The sequence below is a fragment of the Mucilaginibacter sp. UR6-11 genome, assembly GCF_020880695.1.
Lineage (GTDB): Bacteria > Bacteroidota > Bacteroidia > Sphingobacteriales > Sphingobacteriaceae > Mucilaginibacter.
The window spans coordinates 265,912-282,969 of the sequence record NZ_JAJIWO010000001.1 but is presented as its reverse complement, the minus strand read 5'-3'; the positions used below and the strand labels follow the sequence as shown (position 1 = coordinate 282,969).

The 17,058-nt window shown below is 43.7% G+C and carries 17 protein-coding genes; 4 read left to right on the top strand and 13 right to left on the bottom strand.

Translation table 11 applies throughout. The features are described 5' to 3' along the window. Positions 1–16 precede the first annotated feature (16 nt). The 3 genes from LJ658_RS01380 to LJ658_RS01370 are packed head-to-tail and all read right to left on the bottom strand — an operon-like array spanning position 17 to position 3,002. Positions 17–1,033, bottom strand: a complete 1,017-nt coding sequence (locus LJ658_RS01380; RefSeq protein ID WP_230544661.1) for a hypothetical protein — start codon at positions 1,031–1,033, stop codon at positions 17–19. Between the two features lie 26 nt (positions 1,034–1,059). Next, positions 1,060–2,391: a hypothetical protein gene (locus LJ658_RS01375; RefSeq protein ID WP_230544660.1), complete on the bottom strand. Its 1,332-nt coding sequence runs from the start codon at positions 2,389–2,391 to the stop codon at positions 1,060–1,062. Beyond that, the gene (locus LJ658_RS01370) at positions 2,388–3,002 is read right to left on the bottom strand and encodes a DNA/RNA non-specific endonuclease (protein WP_230544659.1); all 615 of its coding nucleotides are present in this window, start codon (positions 3,000–3,002) and stop codon (positions 2,388–2,390) included. Before LJ658_RS01370 ends, LJ658_RS01375 begins: the two co-directional genes overlap by 4 nt. A gap of 114 nt (positions 3,003–3,116) precedes the next feature. On the opposite strand from LJ658_RS01370, the gene LJ658_RS01365 reads away from it, so the two are divergent. Beyond that, on the top strand, positions 3,117–5,012 hold the full coding sequence (locus LJ658_RS01365) for a hypothetical protein (protein ID WP_230544658.1): 1,896 nt from the start codon (positions 3,117–3,119) through the stop codon (positions 5,010–5,012). Between the two features lie 8 nt (positions 5,013–5,020). Here the strand turns inward: LJ658_RS01365 and LJ658_RS01360 are convergent, their stop codons facing one another. From LJ658_RS01360 to LJ658_RS01335, 6 genes are all read right to left on the bottom strand, one after another. Then, positions 5,021–5,884 (bottom strand): hypothetical protein, encoded by an 864-nt coding sequence (locus tag LJ658_RS01360; RefSeq protein WP_230544657.1) that lies wholly within the window; start codon positions 5,882–5,884, stop codon positions 5,021–5,023. After that, entirely contained in the window at positions 5,881–7,743 is a 1,863-nt protein-coding gene (locus LJ658_RS01355; RefSeq protein ID WP_230544656.1) for an SIR2 family protein, read from the bottom strand. Before LJ658_RS01355 ends, LJ658_RS01360 begins: the two co-directional genes overlap by 4 nt. Positions 7,744–7,878: 135 nt before the next feature. Continuing rightward, the gene (locus LJ658_RS01350; protein ID WP_230544655.1) at positions 7,879–8,235 is read right to left on the bottom strand and encodes a hypothetical protein; all 357 of its coding nucleotides are present in this window, start codon (positions 8,233–8,235) and stop codon (positions 7,879–7,881) included. 164 nt (positions 8,236–8,399) lie between these two features. Further along, positions 8,400–9,518 carry a restriction endonuclease gene (locus LJ658_RS01345; RefSeq protein ID WP_230544654.1) on the bottom strand — a complete coding sequence of 373 codons (1,119 nt, stop codon included), beginning with the start codon at positions 9,516–9,518 and terminating at the stop codon, positions 8,400–8,402. A 3-nt stretch (positions 9,519–9,521) separates the two neighbouring features. Next, complete coding sequence (locus LJ658_RS01340) at positions 9,522–10,415, bottom strand: FRG domain-containing protein (protein ID WP_230544653.1); 894 nt, start codon at positions 10,413–10,415, stop codon at positions 9,522–9,524. A gap of 50 nt (positions 10,416–10,465) precedes the next feature. Next, on the bottom strand, positions 10,466–11,554 hold the full coding sequence (locus tag LJ658_RS01335) for a DUF4238 domain-containing protein (protein ID WP_230544652.1): 1,089 nt from the start codon (positions 11,552–11,554) through the stop codon (positions 10,466–10,468). A gap of 37 nt (positions 11,555–11,591) precedes the next feature. Between LJ658_RS01335 and LJ658_RS01330 the strand changes: the two genes are divergently transcribed. Next, on the top strand, positions 11,592–12,788 hold the full coding sequence (locus LJ658_RS01330) for a hypothetical protein (protein WP_230544651.1): 1,197 nt from the start codon (positions 11,592–11,594) through the stop codon (positions 12,786–12,788). Here the strand turns inward: LJ658_RS01330 and LJ658_RS01325 are convergent. Genes LJ658_RS01325 through LJ658_RS01310 form a run of 4 tightly spaced genes read right to left on the bottom strand, consistent with a single transcriptional unit; the run spans position 12,781 to position 15,553 of the window. Continuing rightward, positions 12,781–13,776 (bottom strand): hypothetical protein, encoded by a 996-nt coding sequence (locus LJ658_RS01325; RefSeq protein WP_230544650.1) that lies wholly within the window; start codon positions 13,774–13,776, stop codon positions 12,781–12,783. The genes LJ658_RS01330 and LJ658_RS01325 overlap by 8 nt on opposite strands. Continuing rightward, entirely contained in the window at positions 13,776–14,600 is an 825-nt protein-coding gene (locus LJ658_RS01320; protein WP_230544649.1) for an ImmA/IrrE family metallo-endopeptidase, read from the bottom strand. Before LJ658_RS01320 ends, LJ658_RS01325 begins: the two co-directional genes overlap by 1 nt. Then, on the bottom strand, positions 14,551–14,883 hold the full coding sequence (locus tag LJ658_RS01315; RefSeq protein WP_230544648.1) for a hypothetical protein: 333 nt from the start codon (positions 14,881–14,883) through the stop codon (positions 14,551–14,553). The genes LJ658_RS01320 and LJ658_RS01315 overlap by 50 nt, the downstream gene beginning before the upstream one ends. A 7-nt stretch (positions 14,884–14,890) precedes the next feature. Next, positions 14,891–15,553 (bottom strand): RNA polymerase sigma factor, encoded by a 663-nt coding sequence (locus LJ658_RS01310; protein WP_230544647.1) that lies wholly within the window; start codon positions 15,551–15,553, stop codon positions 14,891–14,893. A gap of 118 nt (positions 15,554–15,671) precedes the next feature. On the opposite strand from LJ658_RS01310, the gene LJ658_RS01305 reads away from it, so the two are divergent. Both LJ658_RS01305 and LJ658_RS01300 read left to right on the top strand, forming a co-directional pair. Further along, positions 15,672–16,646: a hypothetical protein gene (locus LJ658_RS01305; protein WP_230544646.1), complete on the top strand. Its 975-nt coding sequence runs from the start codon at positions 15,672–15,674 to the stop codon at positions 16,644–16,646. Then, positions 16,624–17,043, top strand: a complete 420-nt coding sequence (locus tag LJ658_RS01300) for a hypothetical protein (protein ID WP_230544645.1) — start codon at positions 16,624–16,626, stop codon at positions 17,041–17,043. Before LJ658_RS01305 ends, LJ658_RS01300 begins: the two co-directional genes overlap by 23 nt. The last annotated feature ends 15 nt before the right edge of the window (positions 17,044–17,058 follow it).

Here is a 17,058-nt window from a genome sequence, read left to right as displayed (position 1 = left end):
CGGCAGTTTACCAATATTACCCGTTCCTGTATTGCGAATCATTGTTATATAATTTGGGTTTAACAGAGAATTTCGTTTTGGTCGTCGTTATCTCAGTACCTGCAAACTGACTGAATACGGTATGAATAAAATGGATCATAGGCATTCTGATCTGATGGGTGCCATACAGTTCTTTGTGAATCAGGTAAAAAGTATAGCGTATGAATTCATTTGAAATAGCTAATTGAGGCAACGGCCTTATTCCACTTGGTACGGCTTCATCTTTGAGAAATTCATCGAAATAGTGTAATAATAATTCATAGTCGGCATCTGTCATGATCTTGCGATGGCTGTAATTATAGCCACTAAAGAAATGCAGGTATTTGGTGGCGATCTCTTTTTTCTCAGTGTCGCTGTATCCTTTTTTGACAGGTACTGGCGGCGTGTTTTCTTTTTTATCCAGTCTGTCGATCAACTGGATACGTTTTACCTCATCGATACACTTTTGCAGAAAACCGGTATCCATATAGTAATGTAAGGTGAGCTCGTCCATTTCCGTTGATTTATGTTTGAAATCAGTGATCAGGTTGATGATATACACCATCTTTTCTTTGGTGGTAGCTATGGCGTCCATCTGGGCTTTTGTTTCTTCGAAACTAAATTCCCACTTATGATCTATTACATCCGGATCCTCCGTGTACGGACTTAAATCATGGCGGTGGTCAACGATCTGCATGAACGGCCGCATAAAGCTCGGCAATTCATCATGATGGCTCAAAACACCTAATAGTCGATCTACGATAACCAACGTGTCTTTTTCGGTAAGACTAAGGCGAACCGGCAGATCTTTAACCGAATTCAAACAAGCGATCGGCTTATCCCTATGCGCAAGTACGAATAAATATAACTCATGCACGGCAGCAATAAATACTTCAAATGACATATCACAGTCCGGCCTTTTAGTACCGGTAAATTCGAAATACCAGGCCTGCGCATTGGCATTAAAATGCGCATCAGGAGTACCGAGATACTGGTCAAGATCAATTTCGCTCATGTATCAAATATAGTCAAACAGGACAATCAGTCGTTATCTTGGATACTTATGGTAAAAATCAGGTCGTAACTATTCGTAATATTACCCCAGTTCACCTTTCGCAGTTTAATATAATGTATGCCTTGCCGATAAGTGCTGTTTTTGCTTTTCGCTAAAGCATTGGTGAGTTTTAAAGGCGGTTCAACACCTAAAGCGGCTTGATAGAGCAAGGCTACCCGCTTTTTAAAGACCTGATGCAATTCAGCGATGTTGCCGGGCTCATAGGCCGCCAGGCGCAGTTCCAATTGATCAGCGGCCAGCCGGGTGCCAATAACGCTGTAAGTGATATTATTGCCGGACCAGTCTTTATCCAGTTTCAGGTTGCCCGACCTTGCGGACCATTTTTCTTCATAGGCCGGGTCGTAAAAAGCCGGTTTTAATTTCTCATCCGGCAGCCAGCCTTTGGCAATATAAGGTGACCAGCCTTGTTCCGACAATACAATCGGCGGTGCTTTTTCGAGTTGCTGTTGAGCCTTAAACGCGTTTATAGTTGCCAGGATTTCTTCACGGGTTTGCGGATGTGATAAATTCCAGCGGTTTACCCAGCGCTTTAATCCGCGGAGATCAGTATTGAATTTCGCTATCGCCTGTCGTTTGGCAAACCGCAACAGCTTTTTATCTCGAAGTTTAAAACTCAGCAAAATAAATTGCTCTTCGTAAACCATACGTAGCGACAAGATATAGAGGAAAGGGATAAACACCAACGTTAAATTGGGCACGAGCAATATTTGCCGGAGCACATCAATAGACAACAGATCATGAAAGTGTTGGATAACTGAATCGGCAATATGATAAATTACAAAAGCACCGGTAATTAACCAGATACGATTGATCAATTTATTAACGCTTGCATATTTCGCGTCGGTTCCGGAGAAAGCCTGCATACCTGCCAGCAACACCGCAATTGGCACGATCAGCAGTTCTACCCATAAATCGAAAGTATATTGTCCGATCAGGAATTCCAGCAAAACGCCCAGCTTCAGATTATCCTTCAGCATTTCCAGGAAGAAATGCTTGTTCTCACTGATCTTATTCGCTTTGAACATGCTGACGGTCGCCGAAAACAAGATATAAAACACCGTATCTTTCAGCAGGTCAGAGGTCCATAACCCGATCCGATCAAACAAATAAATAAAGACCGAAATATAAACAGCCATCCCCGCCAGCCAACTCATCAAATTCCAAACAAACAGCGCTTTCAGCACACCACCAAAGTCGCTTCGGGTAGACTTTCCGAATAAAACGGCGGTTACAGCGATAATTAACCATATCCCTAACGCTATTTCCCTGCTGTTAAATAGATCCGATGCTATCGTCATACCGCGTCATTTGGTTTGCGGTTATCAAAGCGATTCAATAACAATCCCTTTTCTTTCGTAAATATCCCAAAATCGATCTGGTGCGGTATCCAGGTCAGATCGTTATAGATCGGCCGGACAAAATAAAACACGCCCTCGTTTCGCTGTAAATAGCGTTCCATCGACCGAAAGAGTTTACCTTGCGGCGATAACCCTCGGTTGAGTTCCTTAAGTTGGGGATATAAATTCTGATCAATCTGCCCGTCATTGCAATGCGCGATAAAATGCCCCTTATCATAACCCACATATTCCGGCTGGTTTTTAAAAGTACCCAAGAACTGCCGCATCCGCTTGCTGTCACGTTCCTTGGTTCCCGCCGCCGACCGGCCGTACACAAACACCACCCGCGCAGCTCGTGAATAAATATCAGTACTCTCATAATCCTCCGTGCAATCAAAATACAAGGTATACAGCCGCCGCGCCGCATCATTAAAATGTCGCACCTCTGCATCCACGAACTCCTGCTCATACGCCGCCGTTAGCTCAAAACGCAGTTCCTTCTCTAGGAAGGCCACGCAGCCATCGTAGTCACCATCCGGGATATCACCGAACAATTTGTAATAAGGTTTCATGCGGTTAATTTAGCGTTTAAATCCTTATCTTTAAATAACTTATATTGAAACCTTTAGATATCATCCTTCTCCGAAAACCTCGCAGGCGTTTAAACATTAACTAATTTAAAGACAATGCACACGGAATATTTTCCCGATGAACTGAAAAGACAGATGCAGGAACTATTTGCGAATATCCAAAAAGATCGGCCACGGTATTTGGAATGGATAAAAGCAGAGATAGCGGTGTTAATAGCATCGATAAATAAATTTGATAAGGTATATGTGCTGGGAAGCCTGGGGGCGAGACTAATTAAGGCAATGCCTAATTCATATAGCCAATTTTTGGAAAACTATCAGGGGTTGGACGAGATTGATCCTAACGAGCTTGTACAAAAAGATGACGAAATTGAGTTATTGCTCGAATATGCGATGAGTATTGCTGTTGCCACACCTAATACAAGTGTGCTGATACCGAATGCTGAGGAATTACAAGCCATTTATGACCAGTTATCAAAGATCAAATACAATATGGGTATGTGGGAGATGTCGGCAGAATTACCCGAAGCTGGCAATCAGTCAGATCATTGGCTGCGCACGCAGATCGTCACTGAGAGCATTAATGTAAGGGGGAGTGGTTATCATATCCATATCACAGAAATTTTTGAAGAACTTTTTGCCCCATTCAGTGATTTTTTAAACCAATATTATCACTTCAGCGCTAATGACTTACTCCGGGTAATTCTTAAGCTGGACAGTTTGGTCTATTCTAAAGTAGGGAATCCTTTGGGTTCTGCTAATTCACACGATCGTTTAAAAGAATGGATGAGCATGCAGGGAAAGGAAAGGGTTTTCCAAACAATGATGGAAACCGGCAAACATTTTATTCAGCAATTTACTGATGCTAACCCTGACCTTAAAAATCCGGATACGCCCGATTCCGTCCTGCTGCACAGTTTGGATGATATCGCTGGTTATCCTACGATTTTTTGGGTAATCCCGCATACCGAAACAGAGAAAGCTGTATTCGAAAAACTGGCCGCGGCCTTTGGGGATAACCAAGTTTTTTTCCAACCTGAAAAATTCAAAGCTTTTATACTAAATGACACGATCATCAAGTTGCAGCCGCTCGTTAAAGAAAAGGATAAATTTTACCATTTTTCCCTGAATCTGGCTTTCAGGAACATTTTCAGGATAACCGAAAATCTGATCAAATCCACCAGTGAGGTTTATTTTGAAAACCATTATCAGGGCAACACCGATCCAAATTCCAAGGACAATTATATCGAGCGGAAAACAAAGCGCTTATTCGAAAAATTGCTGCCAAGCGCCGGGTTTTATTCATCATTGGATTATTTTGTACCCGACGAAAACGGCAAACCCAAGAAAACGGAACTGGATATCATCGGCATTTCTGCTGATGCGGTGTATATTATTGAGGTCAAAGCAGGCTTGCTGAATGATAAACACAAACGCGGGGCATTAAAAGGTTTAAAATTAAGACTGGAGCAAACCGTAGCGGCTGGTTCCTATCAGGGTCACCGTGCTTTAAAATATATTACTGACAATGAGCGTCCCGAGTTTAGTTACGTAGCGGACAAGGTCCGGAAACAGCTTATCATAGATAAATCTTCGGTCAAGTCTTATTATAAGATCACCGTAACTTTCGAGCACCTTGCCGGTATCGCTTCGAACTTAAAATATTTGATCAGCAGTGGCGTAATGAGTGAAGAATATAAATGGTCCTGGATCATCTCCATATTTGACCTGATGGTATTCGCCGACCTCATGCCGAATGAAACCAAATTCAAGGAATATTTGGATAACAGGCTTGCGATATACGACCGGGAAGATATTTCATTTTCAGACGAGCTGGATATTTTGGGCTATCATATGGAGGGACATTTTCCGCTTGGTGAAATAAAAAAAGATACACATTTACAAGTTGTCGGTTTTAAAGATGGTATTGATCTGTATTACGAGCAACGCGGTACGGGCATCCCAACTGTTGATAAGTCAGGTTTTAAATAGACCCATGTTTAATTTGTAAATAAATTTTTCTCTGTACGAGCCATTACTTCTTCGATATGCTCAAAGTCGCTGTACTTGGTAAAGCTATTGATAAAACGCGTGAACTCGATAGTATTGGCGTCTACGTCTGCCTTGTCCAACCGAACATCAAAAATGAGTAAGGTATGGATGCTATAACGCGGTTGCCCGTTCGGCCAGTTAACTTGTAAATGCGCAAGGCTTTGCATCGTATTCAGATCAATATGTACGACAATAACGTAACGTTCGGTGAGTTCCTCATTAAGATAAGGAATACGCATCGTCAGGTGGTCGCCCAACATCGGCCTTTCGACGCTGATATAGTCCAGTGCCCGCTTGAATTCACGCAGCTTGGATTTGGGCGTATCCGGTTGTAAACTCTTTTTAGGGAATAAAGAATGGACGATCCGGGTATCACGGTAAAGAATCAATATAAAATCCTTGCTTTCTCCGTTTGAGCTGGTGAAACGGGAGGAGGAACCAGTATATTTTACAAATAGTGCTGCGTCCTGGTGTTCTTTCGTATCGATGTTACCCTGTACGAAAATGTCATCAGCGATTTGTCGCCAGTCAAATATGGGTATACCAGTATTTTGGAACCGGCTCGGTTCGCCTAAGGCTCCCAGCCCGAAATAAAGGTCATTGGAATAATAACTATGACGGCTGATGATATGTGCCCAGCCCGTATCCCTGTTACCGTGAATATGGATCAGACCCGCAGCCGAAATAGACATAATGCCATACCACTGCTTCTTAAACGAAGCCAAAACGCCCATCTGCCAGATCGGGTCTTTTGCCTGTTGCTCGACCCATTTGATCAGGTCCCGTGTCAGATATTGTTTTAATCCATTCATGAAGGGCTTTCCGAGAAAGATATGGCGATGGTTTCCGATTTGCTGGCAAGTTGGATAAAAGCTGTGGGATCGCTCTCTACCTCCTTGATATTGGCGATATAGGGCTCCAGCAACTGGATGCGCCGGTAACCCAAAGCGATAGTTTGCCCATGTAAAACGCAGTTTTCAGGTTCTGAGCCGTTCTGTAAAAGTTCGCTTTCGGGCGTGACTGATTTAATAAACTCCAGCGCTTTCGTTCTGTCTGTAGGCCGCAAGCTCCAAGCGCTTTCAAAAACCCCTAAAAATGGTTTGCCTTCTATATGTGCGATCAACAGATTCAATGTATTATAAGATTCCTTAGTGATTTCCCCGATATGATTAAACCGAATCGCAAAATGTCTCTCGATTTGTTTCAAACGCTCAAAATAGTAAAGATGTTTTTTAGCTAGGGCGAGTAAAGGGTCAGCCGGAGCCATTTGAAGAGTAGTAGGGGTTGAACCTGGTACATGTATGGTAAATTTCTTACCCGAGCCGATATCTCTCAAAAACGTGATCGTCCGGAGTTCATCATTCAACGCACCATAATCGCCGGTGCGTAAAAGTTTAAGTTCATATTGCAAATTGACCATTTCCTCGGGCGCAGTGTAAAATTTCAGATCGACGTTTGGAAACGGAAAAGAAAAGATCAGGTGCGTTTGGGTTTTGAACAAGTCTACTTTCAAGTTATCGTATTCCGTACCGTCATCGAACATGATAGCGATTACCGCCGAACGCACAGGTGCGGAGCTAAAGGTCATCGGCCCGCCGCCATCCGGTGCCGAGATCTTGATATCATTAAAATAAACGTTCAGATTCAAAACTGTTGCTGCATCTAATGTGACCGTACCCAGTTCTTTGTTTTGTAACACGTTTTCCAGGCGTTCGATAAATTCCTGCTGATCAATAGGCACACCAAACGTCATTCGGGTCGTTAGGGGTTTGTTCAAACCGGCTAATGCCGAAACTTTGAATTGATCTTTCTCTGATTTTAACGTAGGCGCGAGATTGTTCTTCTGCAGAAAGATACGAAAGGTGTCAGGCCCGCACCATCTACGCTTGAAATCTTCATAAATATGATCTTTGATATTGGCCAAAAGACTATCAATAAATATTTCGGCGGTACTGTCAATATAATGAATGCCATCTTTGATTAACCGCTGTACCTTAGGAAGCTTTAAATCGGGGGCCAATAGGAAAAGTTCTTTGTGATTGTCACCCAGGTTCTCCTTTATTTTACGAAAGATGGATTCCATGTTTACGTCGTCCAAATTGTAACCGATAAACAAGACATGGTGGGTAGCCAAGCGTTCCTTAACGACGGTCCAAAGCACATCTTCTTTTTGAGAGTCAAAAAACCGGGTGTAATCCGTTTTGGTGATCAGGATACTATCCGGCAATGATAGATCACCGTGTATTTTGAAAACCTCTGGCTGATCTTTTTTGATATAAGGTAAGTCAACTGAAGACCTGACCAGACTACAAGCGTCGCCATAAGCCATTTCAAACAGCCGGTCGTAATTCGTTGTGATGATCGTTTTAATATGGGGAATGCCGGCCAACTTCAAATGAAGGCTTTGATCAGCCGGCGCTTTAGCGTAGATGTCTTTCAACAAAGCGATCAATGAATTACGGCTCATCCGCAAATTGACCAGTTCTTCCGTTAAGTCCGGAAGGGTCAATCCTTTTCCTATTTCATTCGACTCTGCGGTAGTTAACTGGTCATATATGAGTTGTGAAAGTTGATAGCCTGAGGGATAACTAGCGTACATGGACATTCCCGCTCCGCAAAACAATACCACATCTTCTTTTCTGATCAGTTCAAACAATCTTTCTAAAGCCATGACCAAATATACTAAAGTAATTAGCTAAATAATCAAGCGATGTCATGGGATAGTTCATACATCAATGTATAAACCGGGGTAACATCTTGTTCATGTGAATCGGCTTGCAATTTCGCGATCTGCTAATGCCTGAACTTACTCCAACGTCAACTCGGTTTGATTGATTGCATAGGCCAGGTTTTGCAACTGATGGACATAAGATATATCTGTGATACCATCATGCATCGCACTGAAATAAAAACCGCCTTCAACGGTTTTGACACCGACGTGGTTGTTCCACCAGGTTTCGTCTTCTTTTATGAAACCGAATCTATCCAGCCAGTCCACGGTCAGTTCGATGGGTTCGCAATCTTCGTATTCCATCACTTTGTGGTTGCCGTTCTCCAGGCGGGTACCGCCGATTTTCATATTGGCAATAGTCACGACCTTAGCCAGGCCTTCAGGCGTTTGAATAAAGTTGCCGATGCGGAGTTCTTGCGCGTTTACAGCCATGTTATAAAGGTTTTATTACGCCCTAAATATAACAACAAAAACGAAAGACAGCGCCATCCGGCCACACCTCCGGGGGCCGTGAACAGATGCTTACAGCAATTGTCCCCGTTTTCCTCGGATGTGTCCGTCCTGCTGCGGTCTGGAAAAAATAAATAAAAAGACCGCTATGACCGGCCCATCATCGAACTGAGTTTCGCATAATCAACCAAACTCATTTGATGTTCAATTTTGGATTGGAAAACTTTGGCGTCCGGTGAGAAATAGGAACTGGTGACGACCATGCCGGCTGTAGCCCGGTCGAAATTGATGCGTCCGAACAGTTCGCTGACCACACCAACGCCTACCGGACGGTCAGGTGCACGATGTTTACACTCAGCATAAATCATAAAATTGCCGATATCACTCCGGTGCATAATAATGAGATCCTTGCCGCCGTCCCGGGTTTGCTGGGTAAGTTGTACGCTGTAGCCCCGTTCTTCATAGATTTCGGCAACCAGTTCCTCGAACTGCCGGGGCGATAAATCACGAATCGCTTCCGGCCTGCGGCCGATCCGGTCTAATAGTTTTTTATTGACAAATCGCAGATCGGTAATGATTTCCGGCGCTTCCTCTAAGATGATAGTTGGCCGTTCTAATTCTTCAATAATGACCGGATTACGATAAAGATATTCACCCTCATCGTCCAACAAAAAATTGAATTGTGTCAGAATATCCCGTGGTTTATTGTAGTCTGCCAAAACCAAGTCGCGTACGGTCATGTCCAAATCGGGATGCTTGTTGGAATGACGCCTAAACATTTCATAGAGTAACAGGATTTCCTTTTCATTAAGGCCCCGCAAGTTAATGGAACTCGTATACTGGTCAAACACCTTCTCATCAGGCTGTTTCCTGGCCGACAGAATAACCTTGTAGCCCCTGGTCCAACCTTCGCGGACAATATCCGCCACTTGTTCCCGCAAAGCAGGAGTGAGGACTTCGTCCAAACCGTCAATAATTATCAACTCCGGGAACGCCGTAGGCCGCATACCGCCAGGCAAAATATAAGGAACAAGCAAAGACTTATCCAGCTCGATGTCATAACCCCGCAACAGCGTGATCTTACGATAAGCACCCGGGTTCTCTGCCCGGAACATTTCCAGCAAGGTCGTCTTACCCATACCCGCCTCACCATAAACCACCACGGCTCCACTATACAACCGTCGCGTCAGCTCATGCAACTCCCGCGCGCGGCTCCGCCGCACAATTTCCCTAAACTCCTCGCTATCGGTAATATCTAATTTCATTTCCTATAATTTGAAAGGATTGCCCATACCTTCCATCCGCAGATAAGCCAGCGACTTGCATAATCCGTCTAAACCCGGGAAAAGTATTTCTGTTGTAATGTTCATGGCACGCAGGTATTTTCCTATTTCGAAATTCAACCTATGTGGGATATTGATTTTTAATATCGCGATATCGTCTTGTTTATATTTTGCGCTTTCAGCATAATTGATGAGCGGTTTAAAATCAATCGCCAGTGGGCGATCATTATTCACATGGCTCATTAAATGTTTTTCAAAGGGTTGGGTTATATCTGACGGCATTAAAAACGCGCCTTGCTGACGGGCCAACCGGTCATTAGCCAGTTTGGGCTCAATATAGAACACGCCGGCACCCATTTTTTCGGAAACAGGAACGCCTGTCAACAATTCGTTTGCACAATCATGGGAATAGGCACTGATATCTTCATGACTCGCCATATTTACATTAAATCGTTTGCGGTAACGCTCAAACAAATATCCCCTCAAGATCGTACTGTTGATTGCCCAAACAGTCGCATCGGTGGTATGATGTTCGCTGATCGCGAAATAAATGCCTACAAATAGGGAACGGGTGATATCGACAAGGCGCGTTGGCGCGCCATGATGCTGCATTATCGTCAGCCATTCGACAATATCTTTCGGATCTGGTTTTGATTTGGAATAAAGCGGGTACTTCCATTTAAACTCTTTGATCATCGCTTTTTCTTCTATGAAGGCCAGCATGCTGTCGGTATTATTCGGATAATACTTAGCTACTGAGCGCTCAAGCGAGTGACTAATGGGCCATTGATGGTTGCCCTGTCCCCTGAAAACAAACCGGTCCATAAAACGCTGAGGCAGTTTAAATATGTCCTCCCATGACTCCAATGTTGTTTCCACGAAAGCTTTACTATAATTCGGCATAGCCGAAATTAATAAAATATTGTCACTTAGGTTAAGCGGGATCGTCGCCAGGCCTGGTTCGAGGCATGGTATTGCGCATAAAAATCCTGTTCTTCCTGTTGAGTTAAACCATCATGCTGCTCATACAATTCCAAATATTTTTTTAGAAATAAAGTGTATTCATCATGGCGGTTTTCCTTTTCGATATGATCAATGATTGGGCGCATGATCTTCATGATGGCATCTATCGAGTTATCTTTAAATAGCGCTTCTTCCATTTGCAGGTACTCAGTTAAGGATTGCGTTTTCCCAATAATGAACCTTTCGGCTTGCTGATAGATCGTCTGATTACTGGTTGCGGTATCCGCACTGCCGCTGGGCGTACGCCAGATCAGGTTGAGGTCGAGCTGGTTGTCATGATATATCCGAAGCAAATATTGTGGATTTAAGGCAATGAGGAATTCGACGGAGATATCCAGCGGATGCGCCTCGCGGGTTAATTTATCTTCAATCACTAAAGGATTGTCGCTTGTAAAATAGGTACTTGGGCCTTTGTTTTTACGGACCTCCAGTTTGGCGAATTCATGAAAGGTGCCTACTTCGATTAAGCGGTGTATATTACCAATCTTAAAGTCTTTGGTGACCAACATTTGGACATGGTCAACGATGGCTTGCTCGGTCCATTCCTGGAAACTGTAATCTTCATCAAGATAGGTCACGCCTTTTTGGCCTTCCTTGACGGCGCTTGCATAAGCTTTCCTAATTAATTCAGTATGATGTGCGATACTGATTTTTAAGATACGGGGGTTCCGCGTATACAATTGAAGAATGGCGCCCAGTATCTCTTCCCGTTGCTCATTGGTGATATGGATGATTTCGTCGTTGATTAACAGGTCGTAAACTTTTTGATAGGCTGGCTCAAAACCCACCGCAAACATTTTTTCAATGGCCATTACATCTCCATTGATCTTGGAATCAACATCCAGTGTGTACAGGTGCCGCTCGGCACAGATATTCGTGATATTCGTGTTGAAGGTCTTTTTCTTGGTGATGTCATAAACGTCCACGAAGTACTCTGAGCCTTTCTTCTCGGCGAAATTTTTCAGGTAAACCCTGGGTACATAATGCTGGTTCATATGGAGGTGAATTTACAATAATGATTAATTTTACCAAATGGAGGAAACTTATTGGGAATTGCTGGACGAAGAGGTTAAGATCATTAATGCTTTGCGCACTAAACAGGGTGGTACTGCTGATTTAAACGGTGAGGTTTGCCAGGCGGAACTGGATGGTTCAGTCGATTCGCCGACCTTCAAGATCAGCCGCGTTTTACGGCTTGACCGGGATGACTGCATTTTTAATTTACAAACCGAAAGCTTTCAGCTAAAAGTGACAGGGTTTATAACCGGCGAGCACAATACGGTCAACCGCGCGGAAGGCTGGGCAGACCGGCATTCCTATGGTAAGATTGACCGCATTCAAAGTGAGAACTGGGTGGAAGATACCTCTGGGTTGTTCCGGACTTACTATCATCTGAAGAGCGACCGTTTTATCTACGATTATTTTGGATTTAAGGAAGCTTTAAGTTTTTCGATCAATAGTATCAATTACCGCCTTTTGTCCCACGATAATTTTCTGGTCGTAGAAACGACAGACCCCGTTGCTCATGATATTTATGCCGAAGCTGTTTACAATTTGATGGTCGTTGTCGGCTTTATTACCGGTAAATTTATTCAAGACCATAATTACACCTTTCAAGGTAAACATTTCCTTTACCGACGGTTAAGGCAAGGCAGCGATTCCATTTACCATGCGTTGACCTGGAATGCTCATGGCTATAAAGATATGCTCGGCCGTGAAAAAACAAAGGCCATCGCGGATAGCCAGATGTTAAAAGCATTGGATACAGATTCCCTGGGAAGGCTTGCCGAACTTTGCAACAACCATCATGCGATCCAATACGCGCTTGTATTATTTAATGAGGCCAACAGCAACAAGCTTTCGCTGCTGGTTAAAAACAGCTGCTTTTATACTGTTTTAGAAGTCCTGCGAAAATTCTTTTACCATCTTTTTAAAGCCGACCTGCCGCCAAACTATACCAGCCTGGGCAACATTCCAAAATTCAAGGCAGTGTTTGGCCAATTAGCCAAACTGACTGCTTCGGAAGAAACGATGTTGACCAAGCGCAATGCTATCCTGCATGGAGAGGTTGACGATCTGGAAGGGTCGGAAATGGTAGGTTTAATGCAAATGCAGCTATCGCTCATTTACCGTTTATTATTAACCCATGTCGGTTTTAACGGATATGTGATCGATCACTATGCGCTCCGTAACGAGCAGCCCGATAACGCCTTTGTAAAACTTAACTAGGGAACCTGGAATCAGGGACCTGGCCTGGGTTCCAGTAATAGATCTTGCCATTCTTTTCAAACGAGATGGGTTGCTGTTCCGCCAGGGTCAGCATTTCAATAGGGCCCCGCATCATTGCAGTCATTTTTTGACCGATAAGTTCGCTAACCTTTTGTTGCAGGATTTGAATGTTATCCGGCACTTTGCCGATAAACTCTCCTTTAAAAATGGCGTACTGGTCAAAGCCATTACCCTGCATAACCTGCGAAAAGACAAAGACAAACTCAATGGTTTTTGTTCTGTGCGTGAGCAGGTCGGCGATCATTACTTTAAATAATTCATGCGGCAGGCTGAACATGCCGGTGTTTAAAAAGATCATACCGCCAGCAGTGACCCCGGCTATTTTACGGTAACTCTTGATTTGAGACGAAGCCTTTTTGAGGTGGTTATGAATAGAGTTCCGGATCAATTGGTGATAGGCTATGGTGAGATCACCGTAATCGGCTAATGGGTCCAGGTCAACGCATCTGTCAGTAAGTTTCCCAAACACGGCGGCGATATTTTCCTGACGTTCTGTGTTTTTCAGGGATTCCTGCTGAATGTCTTTCAGCTCCATAATAATGTCGCACAGGCGGAAATCGGGCGTCTCTGCACTGCATTCCGGTATCTTCTGACCGCCCAGCCCCTTAAATATCGTGGCGAAATCAGCTTCAGAAAACCGCGGAATCATTGCCGGCATCCGGCCACTGGTATTTACAAAACAGGTCAGGGAATACCTATCCTGCGCCGCTTCGAGGTAGGCGTCCCAAAATTCGCCGCCTTCCTTTCTACATTCAGCCTCAATTAAAATATCCAAATGAATATCCGAGCAGATCGGGTATTTCTCGGCTACTGATATCTCGTAAATCTGCGCTACAGAAAAATCCTCCCGCCGGATCATCATAATGCAATTTGCATACTGATTAGATTCGGTACTGAACCCCTGATAAATCACCCTGATGATTTCCATTATTTAAACCACAATAAACTGATAACATAACCGAATCCATCTGAATAAAAGCATTGCTCGTTCATCTCCCGGTTTGCCCGGTAGTCGCCGGTAAAGGGGTAAAACCAGTCGTCCGGTTTTACGGTTTCAATCGTTTCGAAGCGGCTATTAGCTTTGGTAAAATATTCCCCGGCAACAGTGGTTGGGGGCAAACTGCCGTGCACTTTAAAACGAAATGGCCATTTAGGGAAATGTTCATTGCGCTCGTACCATTTAACTTTGTTGTTTTCAGAAACCACGATCATGAGTTCGTGCGGGCAAACCTCGCAATACCGGATCGCTGCGGCCAGTAAGCTTACCTGAAAGCTAGCTGAGATCGTTTTTATTTTATCCAGTGAGAATTTTTTTACGCCATCGAAATAATAGATCTTTTGATAGGGCATTAAGAGGCAGCCTGCAAAATAGTCGGCCTCTAATTCGATAAGGTCATTTTTATCGGCTTCGGCAAATGAGGTATGCGGCTCCAGCAGGCCGGTCTGCAAACCAATACGGTGCTCGTTGATGTAATAGTGGCCCAACTCATGGCTGAGGCTATAGCGCCCCCTGTTGGTGTTCCAATTGTTACGACGGTCAATGTTAAGGTGGATATGGAACTGTTCTTCATCGAATACCAGCATGCCATCAAAACAATCTTCATAATGGTCAACGTAAACGTTCAGTTCTTCGAAAGCCGTAATTTCCTGCAAAAGGGTGACATTGCCTTTGGAGAACATCCCGGAAACAAAGTCCGCCAGTTTATTCAGTTCCTTTTTCCGGACCGCCGTTAGCTCCACCGTTTCGCTCATCCTGGTTCTTTTTGATTTTATCCTGTATATGCTTGGGTAAACTGCTGCCTTTGCGGGCGACCATTTTTAAGGCTGCAATATTCTCCGGCTTTGTTTTCGGTTCAAAACGAACAATTTTGGCATGTAAATTTCTAGCTAAGATCTGGTCACAATCCACCTCAAAACCGGCTAAATCCGTTGCTTCCTCTGCATAGATCTTTTCGAAACGGGCGAGTTCCAACTCGTTCGTTGGGAACAGGAAACCGGTAGAGGCTAACCACTCCGGCATCAGTTCAGCTGTCATATATGTTTTATTTTGAGGCATAAATTTCTAAATATTCTTGTACTTTATCGTAAGCTTCTTTTTTGTAGAATTGGATGGTCGCCTGGGTCAGCTCCAGTTCCGTTCGGAGCTTTTCAGTCAACGGGCGCGGGAGTTTGAAGCCCTTTTCCTGATATCGTTGGTAAGTCAGGTAAATGACTTTATGTTTAGGTCCCAACCTGTCCAAAGCTTTTTTGATCAGTTCGTAACGTGCTGTCACCTCTTTACGCTGCTCGGCTTTGACCGGTAAACTATCCAGCGGCAGCAATTCATAAACAATGCCTTCGTCACCACTGTAAGGCGAGAATTTATCTTGTTCACTATATAAATTCAATAAAAGCCGCTGAGCAATGCCGTACAAATATAAACGTACACCTGTGTCAAAATCTTTAGATCTCGACTTGGTAAAATCGAATTTCGGATACTTTAAAAAACGTTCAAAGGTGCGTTGCGCCAGATCGTGGGCAATATCTTTACCGTGGCCGAGGTTGTAACAAATAACCTCACACTTTTTTGCCAGGTCTAACTGGAACCGAAAACAAAAAGCACGGAAAGCATCCTCGGCAGTATCTTTTAACTCCGGGTCACTATACCACCTGATATATTCGATCAGGTTCTCTGTTGAATCATTCTCCAGTTCTTTCCAGCTCATTTGAATAAGGCAGTCATAATGACATACCAAAAACCATTGGTAACGCTTTTGATAGTCTTTATGCAGGGCGGTTAATCCTGCGCATTTAATATTTAAACATACAAAAAATATTTAGCTCATGACATTATTACAATCTATTAATCAGTTCGTTGAAAATATCTGCGTGACTGACCGCCAGGAGGAGGGCATTAAAACTTCGCTTGATAACATGTATGCTTACCTGATGGATGAGGACAGCGGGTTATCAATTGAGCGTAATTTCACCAATGGTTCCTATGACCGCGACACCATCATCCGCCCTTTAGATGATATTGATATTTTTTCGGTACTGAAGCGGGAAGACTGGGAGGACGAGTATAAACAGCTCCCTAAGCCACAAGCCGTACTCAGCAAGTTTAAAAAGTACCTGGATGGCATTACCATATATGAGGGTAAGGTTAAACAAGACAGGCCTTGCGTAACCATCAGGTTATCGGATAAAAACTTTGACATCATGCCCAGCTTTGAACAGGTGGGTGGCGGTTACCTGATACCCAATTTTGATTTAAGTGGTTGGACCTATGCCTACCCGGAACAACTGTATGATAACCTGGAGTCGGTGCATAAACAACGCAACTATAAGGTGAAGCAAATTATCAAAGCGGTGAAGCACTATAACCGCGGGCTGGATAAGCTAATACCTTCCTATCATATTGAAGAGGTTGCTATTAGTATTTTTATCCTGAATGATTTTAAAAATTACCGCGAAGGTATTGAGCTTTGGTTCAAAAATGCGGAATATTACCTGCTGTCTACCAAATTCAAAAGCAACGCCGATTACTTAAGCGCCATTGAGCATATCAAAAAGGTTCTTAAAAAGCTGGATGAAGCCAGCGCCAAATGCACCGATGGCAAGGAGTCGGATGCAGTACAAATCTGGAAGGATATTTTTGGCAAAGAATTTCCGACCATTGACCCCGCCGAGGCGAAAAATTTTGCACGTGCCATAAGCGAGGGTAATTTGAAGGTGGCAGCCACTGGTGGTTTATCCATGTCAACAGGTTACAGTATTGGTGCTTCAAGCGGTTATCATGGCGGTATATCAGAAGACTAAACCCTATAACCCAGCTATCCAGATTCAGGCCATGCGGGCAAGATACCCGCAATTTACAGCAAAAAAGAATAAAAATGGGGATATCGTTTTTAAGGGTCAACTGCAGGTGAAGCCCGAACTGCCTGTATATACAGTTGAGGTGATTTATCGCGGCGATGACCGGCCAAGGATTTTTATTCTTGACCCTTTACCGGTAGAGGGCGCCCCACATATATTTCCGGGGAGTGGCTCGCTCTGTTTATACCATAAAGATAATTACCACTGGACCGAACGCAAGTTGATCGCTCATGATATTATGGGCTGGACCGCAGGTTGGATTTACTTTTACGAATATTGGCTGCAAAACAATCACGAATGGATAGGTCCGGAAGTACCACATGGGCCGATGCTGCAATAAATGTTTACCTTTAAA

Coding starts and splice junctions, on each gene's coding strand:
- LJ658_RS01380 (WP_230544661.1), bottom strand. CDS start 1,033: ATGAGCGAAATTGATCTTGACCAGTATCTCGGTACTCCTGATGCGCAT.
- LJ658_RS01375 (WP_230544660.1), bottom strand. CDS start 2,391: ATGACGATAGCATCGGATCTATTTAACAGCAGGGAAATAGCGTTAGGG.
- LJ658_RS01370 (WP_230544659.1), bottom strand. CDS start 3,002: ATGAAACCTTATTACAAATTGTTCGGTGATATCCCGGATGGTGACTAC.
- LJ658_RS01365 (WP_230544658.1), top strand. CDS start 3,117: ATGCACACGGAATATTTTCCCGATGAACTGAAAAGACAGATGCAGGAA.
- LJ658_RS01360 (WP_230544657.1), bottom strand. CDS start 5,884: ATGAATGGATTAAAACAATATCTGACACGGGACCTGATCAAATGGGTC.
- LJ658_RS01355 (WP_230544656.1), bottom strand. CDS start 7,743: ATGGCTTTAGAAAGATTGTTTGAACTGATCAGAAAAGAAGATGTGGTA.
- LJ658_RS01350 (WP_230544655.1), bottom strand. CDS start 8,235: ATGGCTGTAAACGCGCAAGAACTCCGCATCGGCAACTTTATTCAAACG.
- LJ658_RS01345 (WP_230544654.1), bottom strand. CDS start 9,518: ATGAAATTAGATATTACCGATAGCGAGGAGTTTAGGGAAATTGTGCGG.
- LJ658_RS01335 (WP_230544652.1), bottom strand. CDS start 11,554: ATGAACCAGCATTATGTACCCAGGGTTTACCTGAAAAATTTCGCCGAG.
- LJ658_RS01330 (WP_230544651.1), top strand. CDS start 11,592: ATGGAGGAAACTTATTGGGAATTGCTGGACGAAGAGGTTAAGATCATT.
- LJ658_RS01325 (WP_230544650.1), bottom strand. CDS start 13,776: ATGGAAATCATCAGGGTGATTTATCAGGGGTTCAGTACCGAATCTAAT.
- LJ658_RS01320 (WP_230544649.1), bottom strand. CDS start 14,600: ATGAGCGAAACGGTGGAGCTAACGGCGGTCCGGAAAAAGGAACTGAAT.
- LJ658_RS01315 (WP_230544648.1), bottom strand. CDS start 14,883: ATGACAGCTGAACTGATGCCGGAGTGGTTAGCCTCTACCGGTTTCCTG.
- LJ658_RS01310 (WP_230544647.1), bottom strand. CDS start 15,553: ATGAGCTGGAAAGAACTGGAGAATGATTCAACAGAGAACCTGATCGAA.
- LJ658_RS01305 (WP_230544646.1), top strand. CDS start 15,672: ATGACATTATTACAATCTATTAATCAGTTCGTTGAAAATATCTGCGTG.
- LJ658_RS01300 (WP_230544645.1), top strand. CDS start 16,624: ATGGCGGTATATCAGAAGACTAAACCCTATAACCCAGCTATCCAGATT.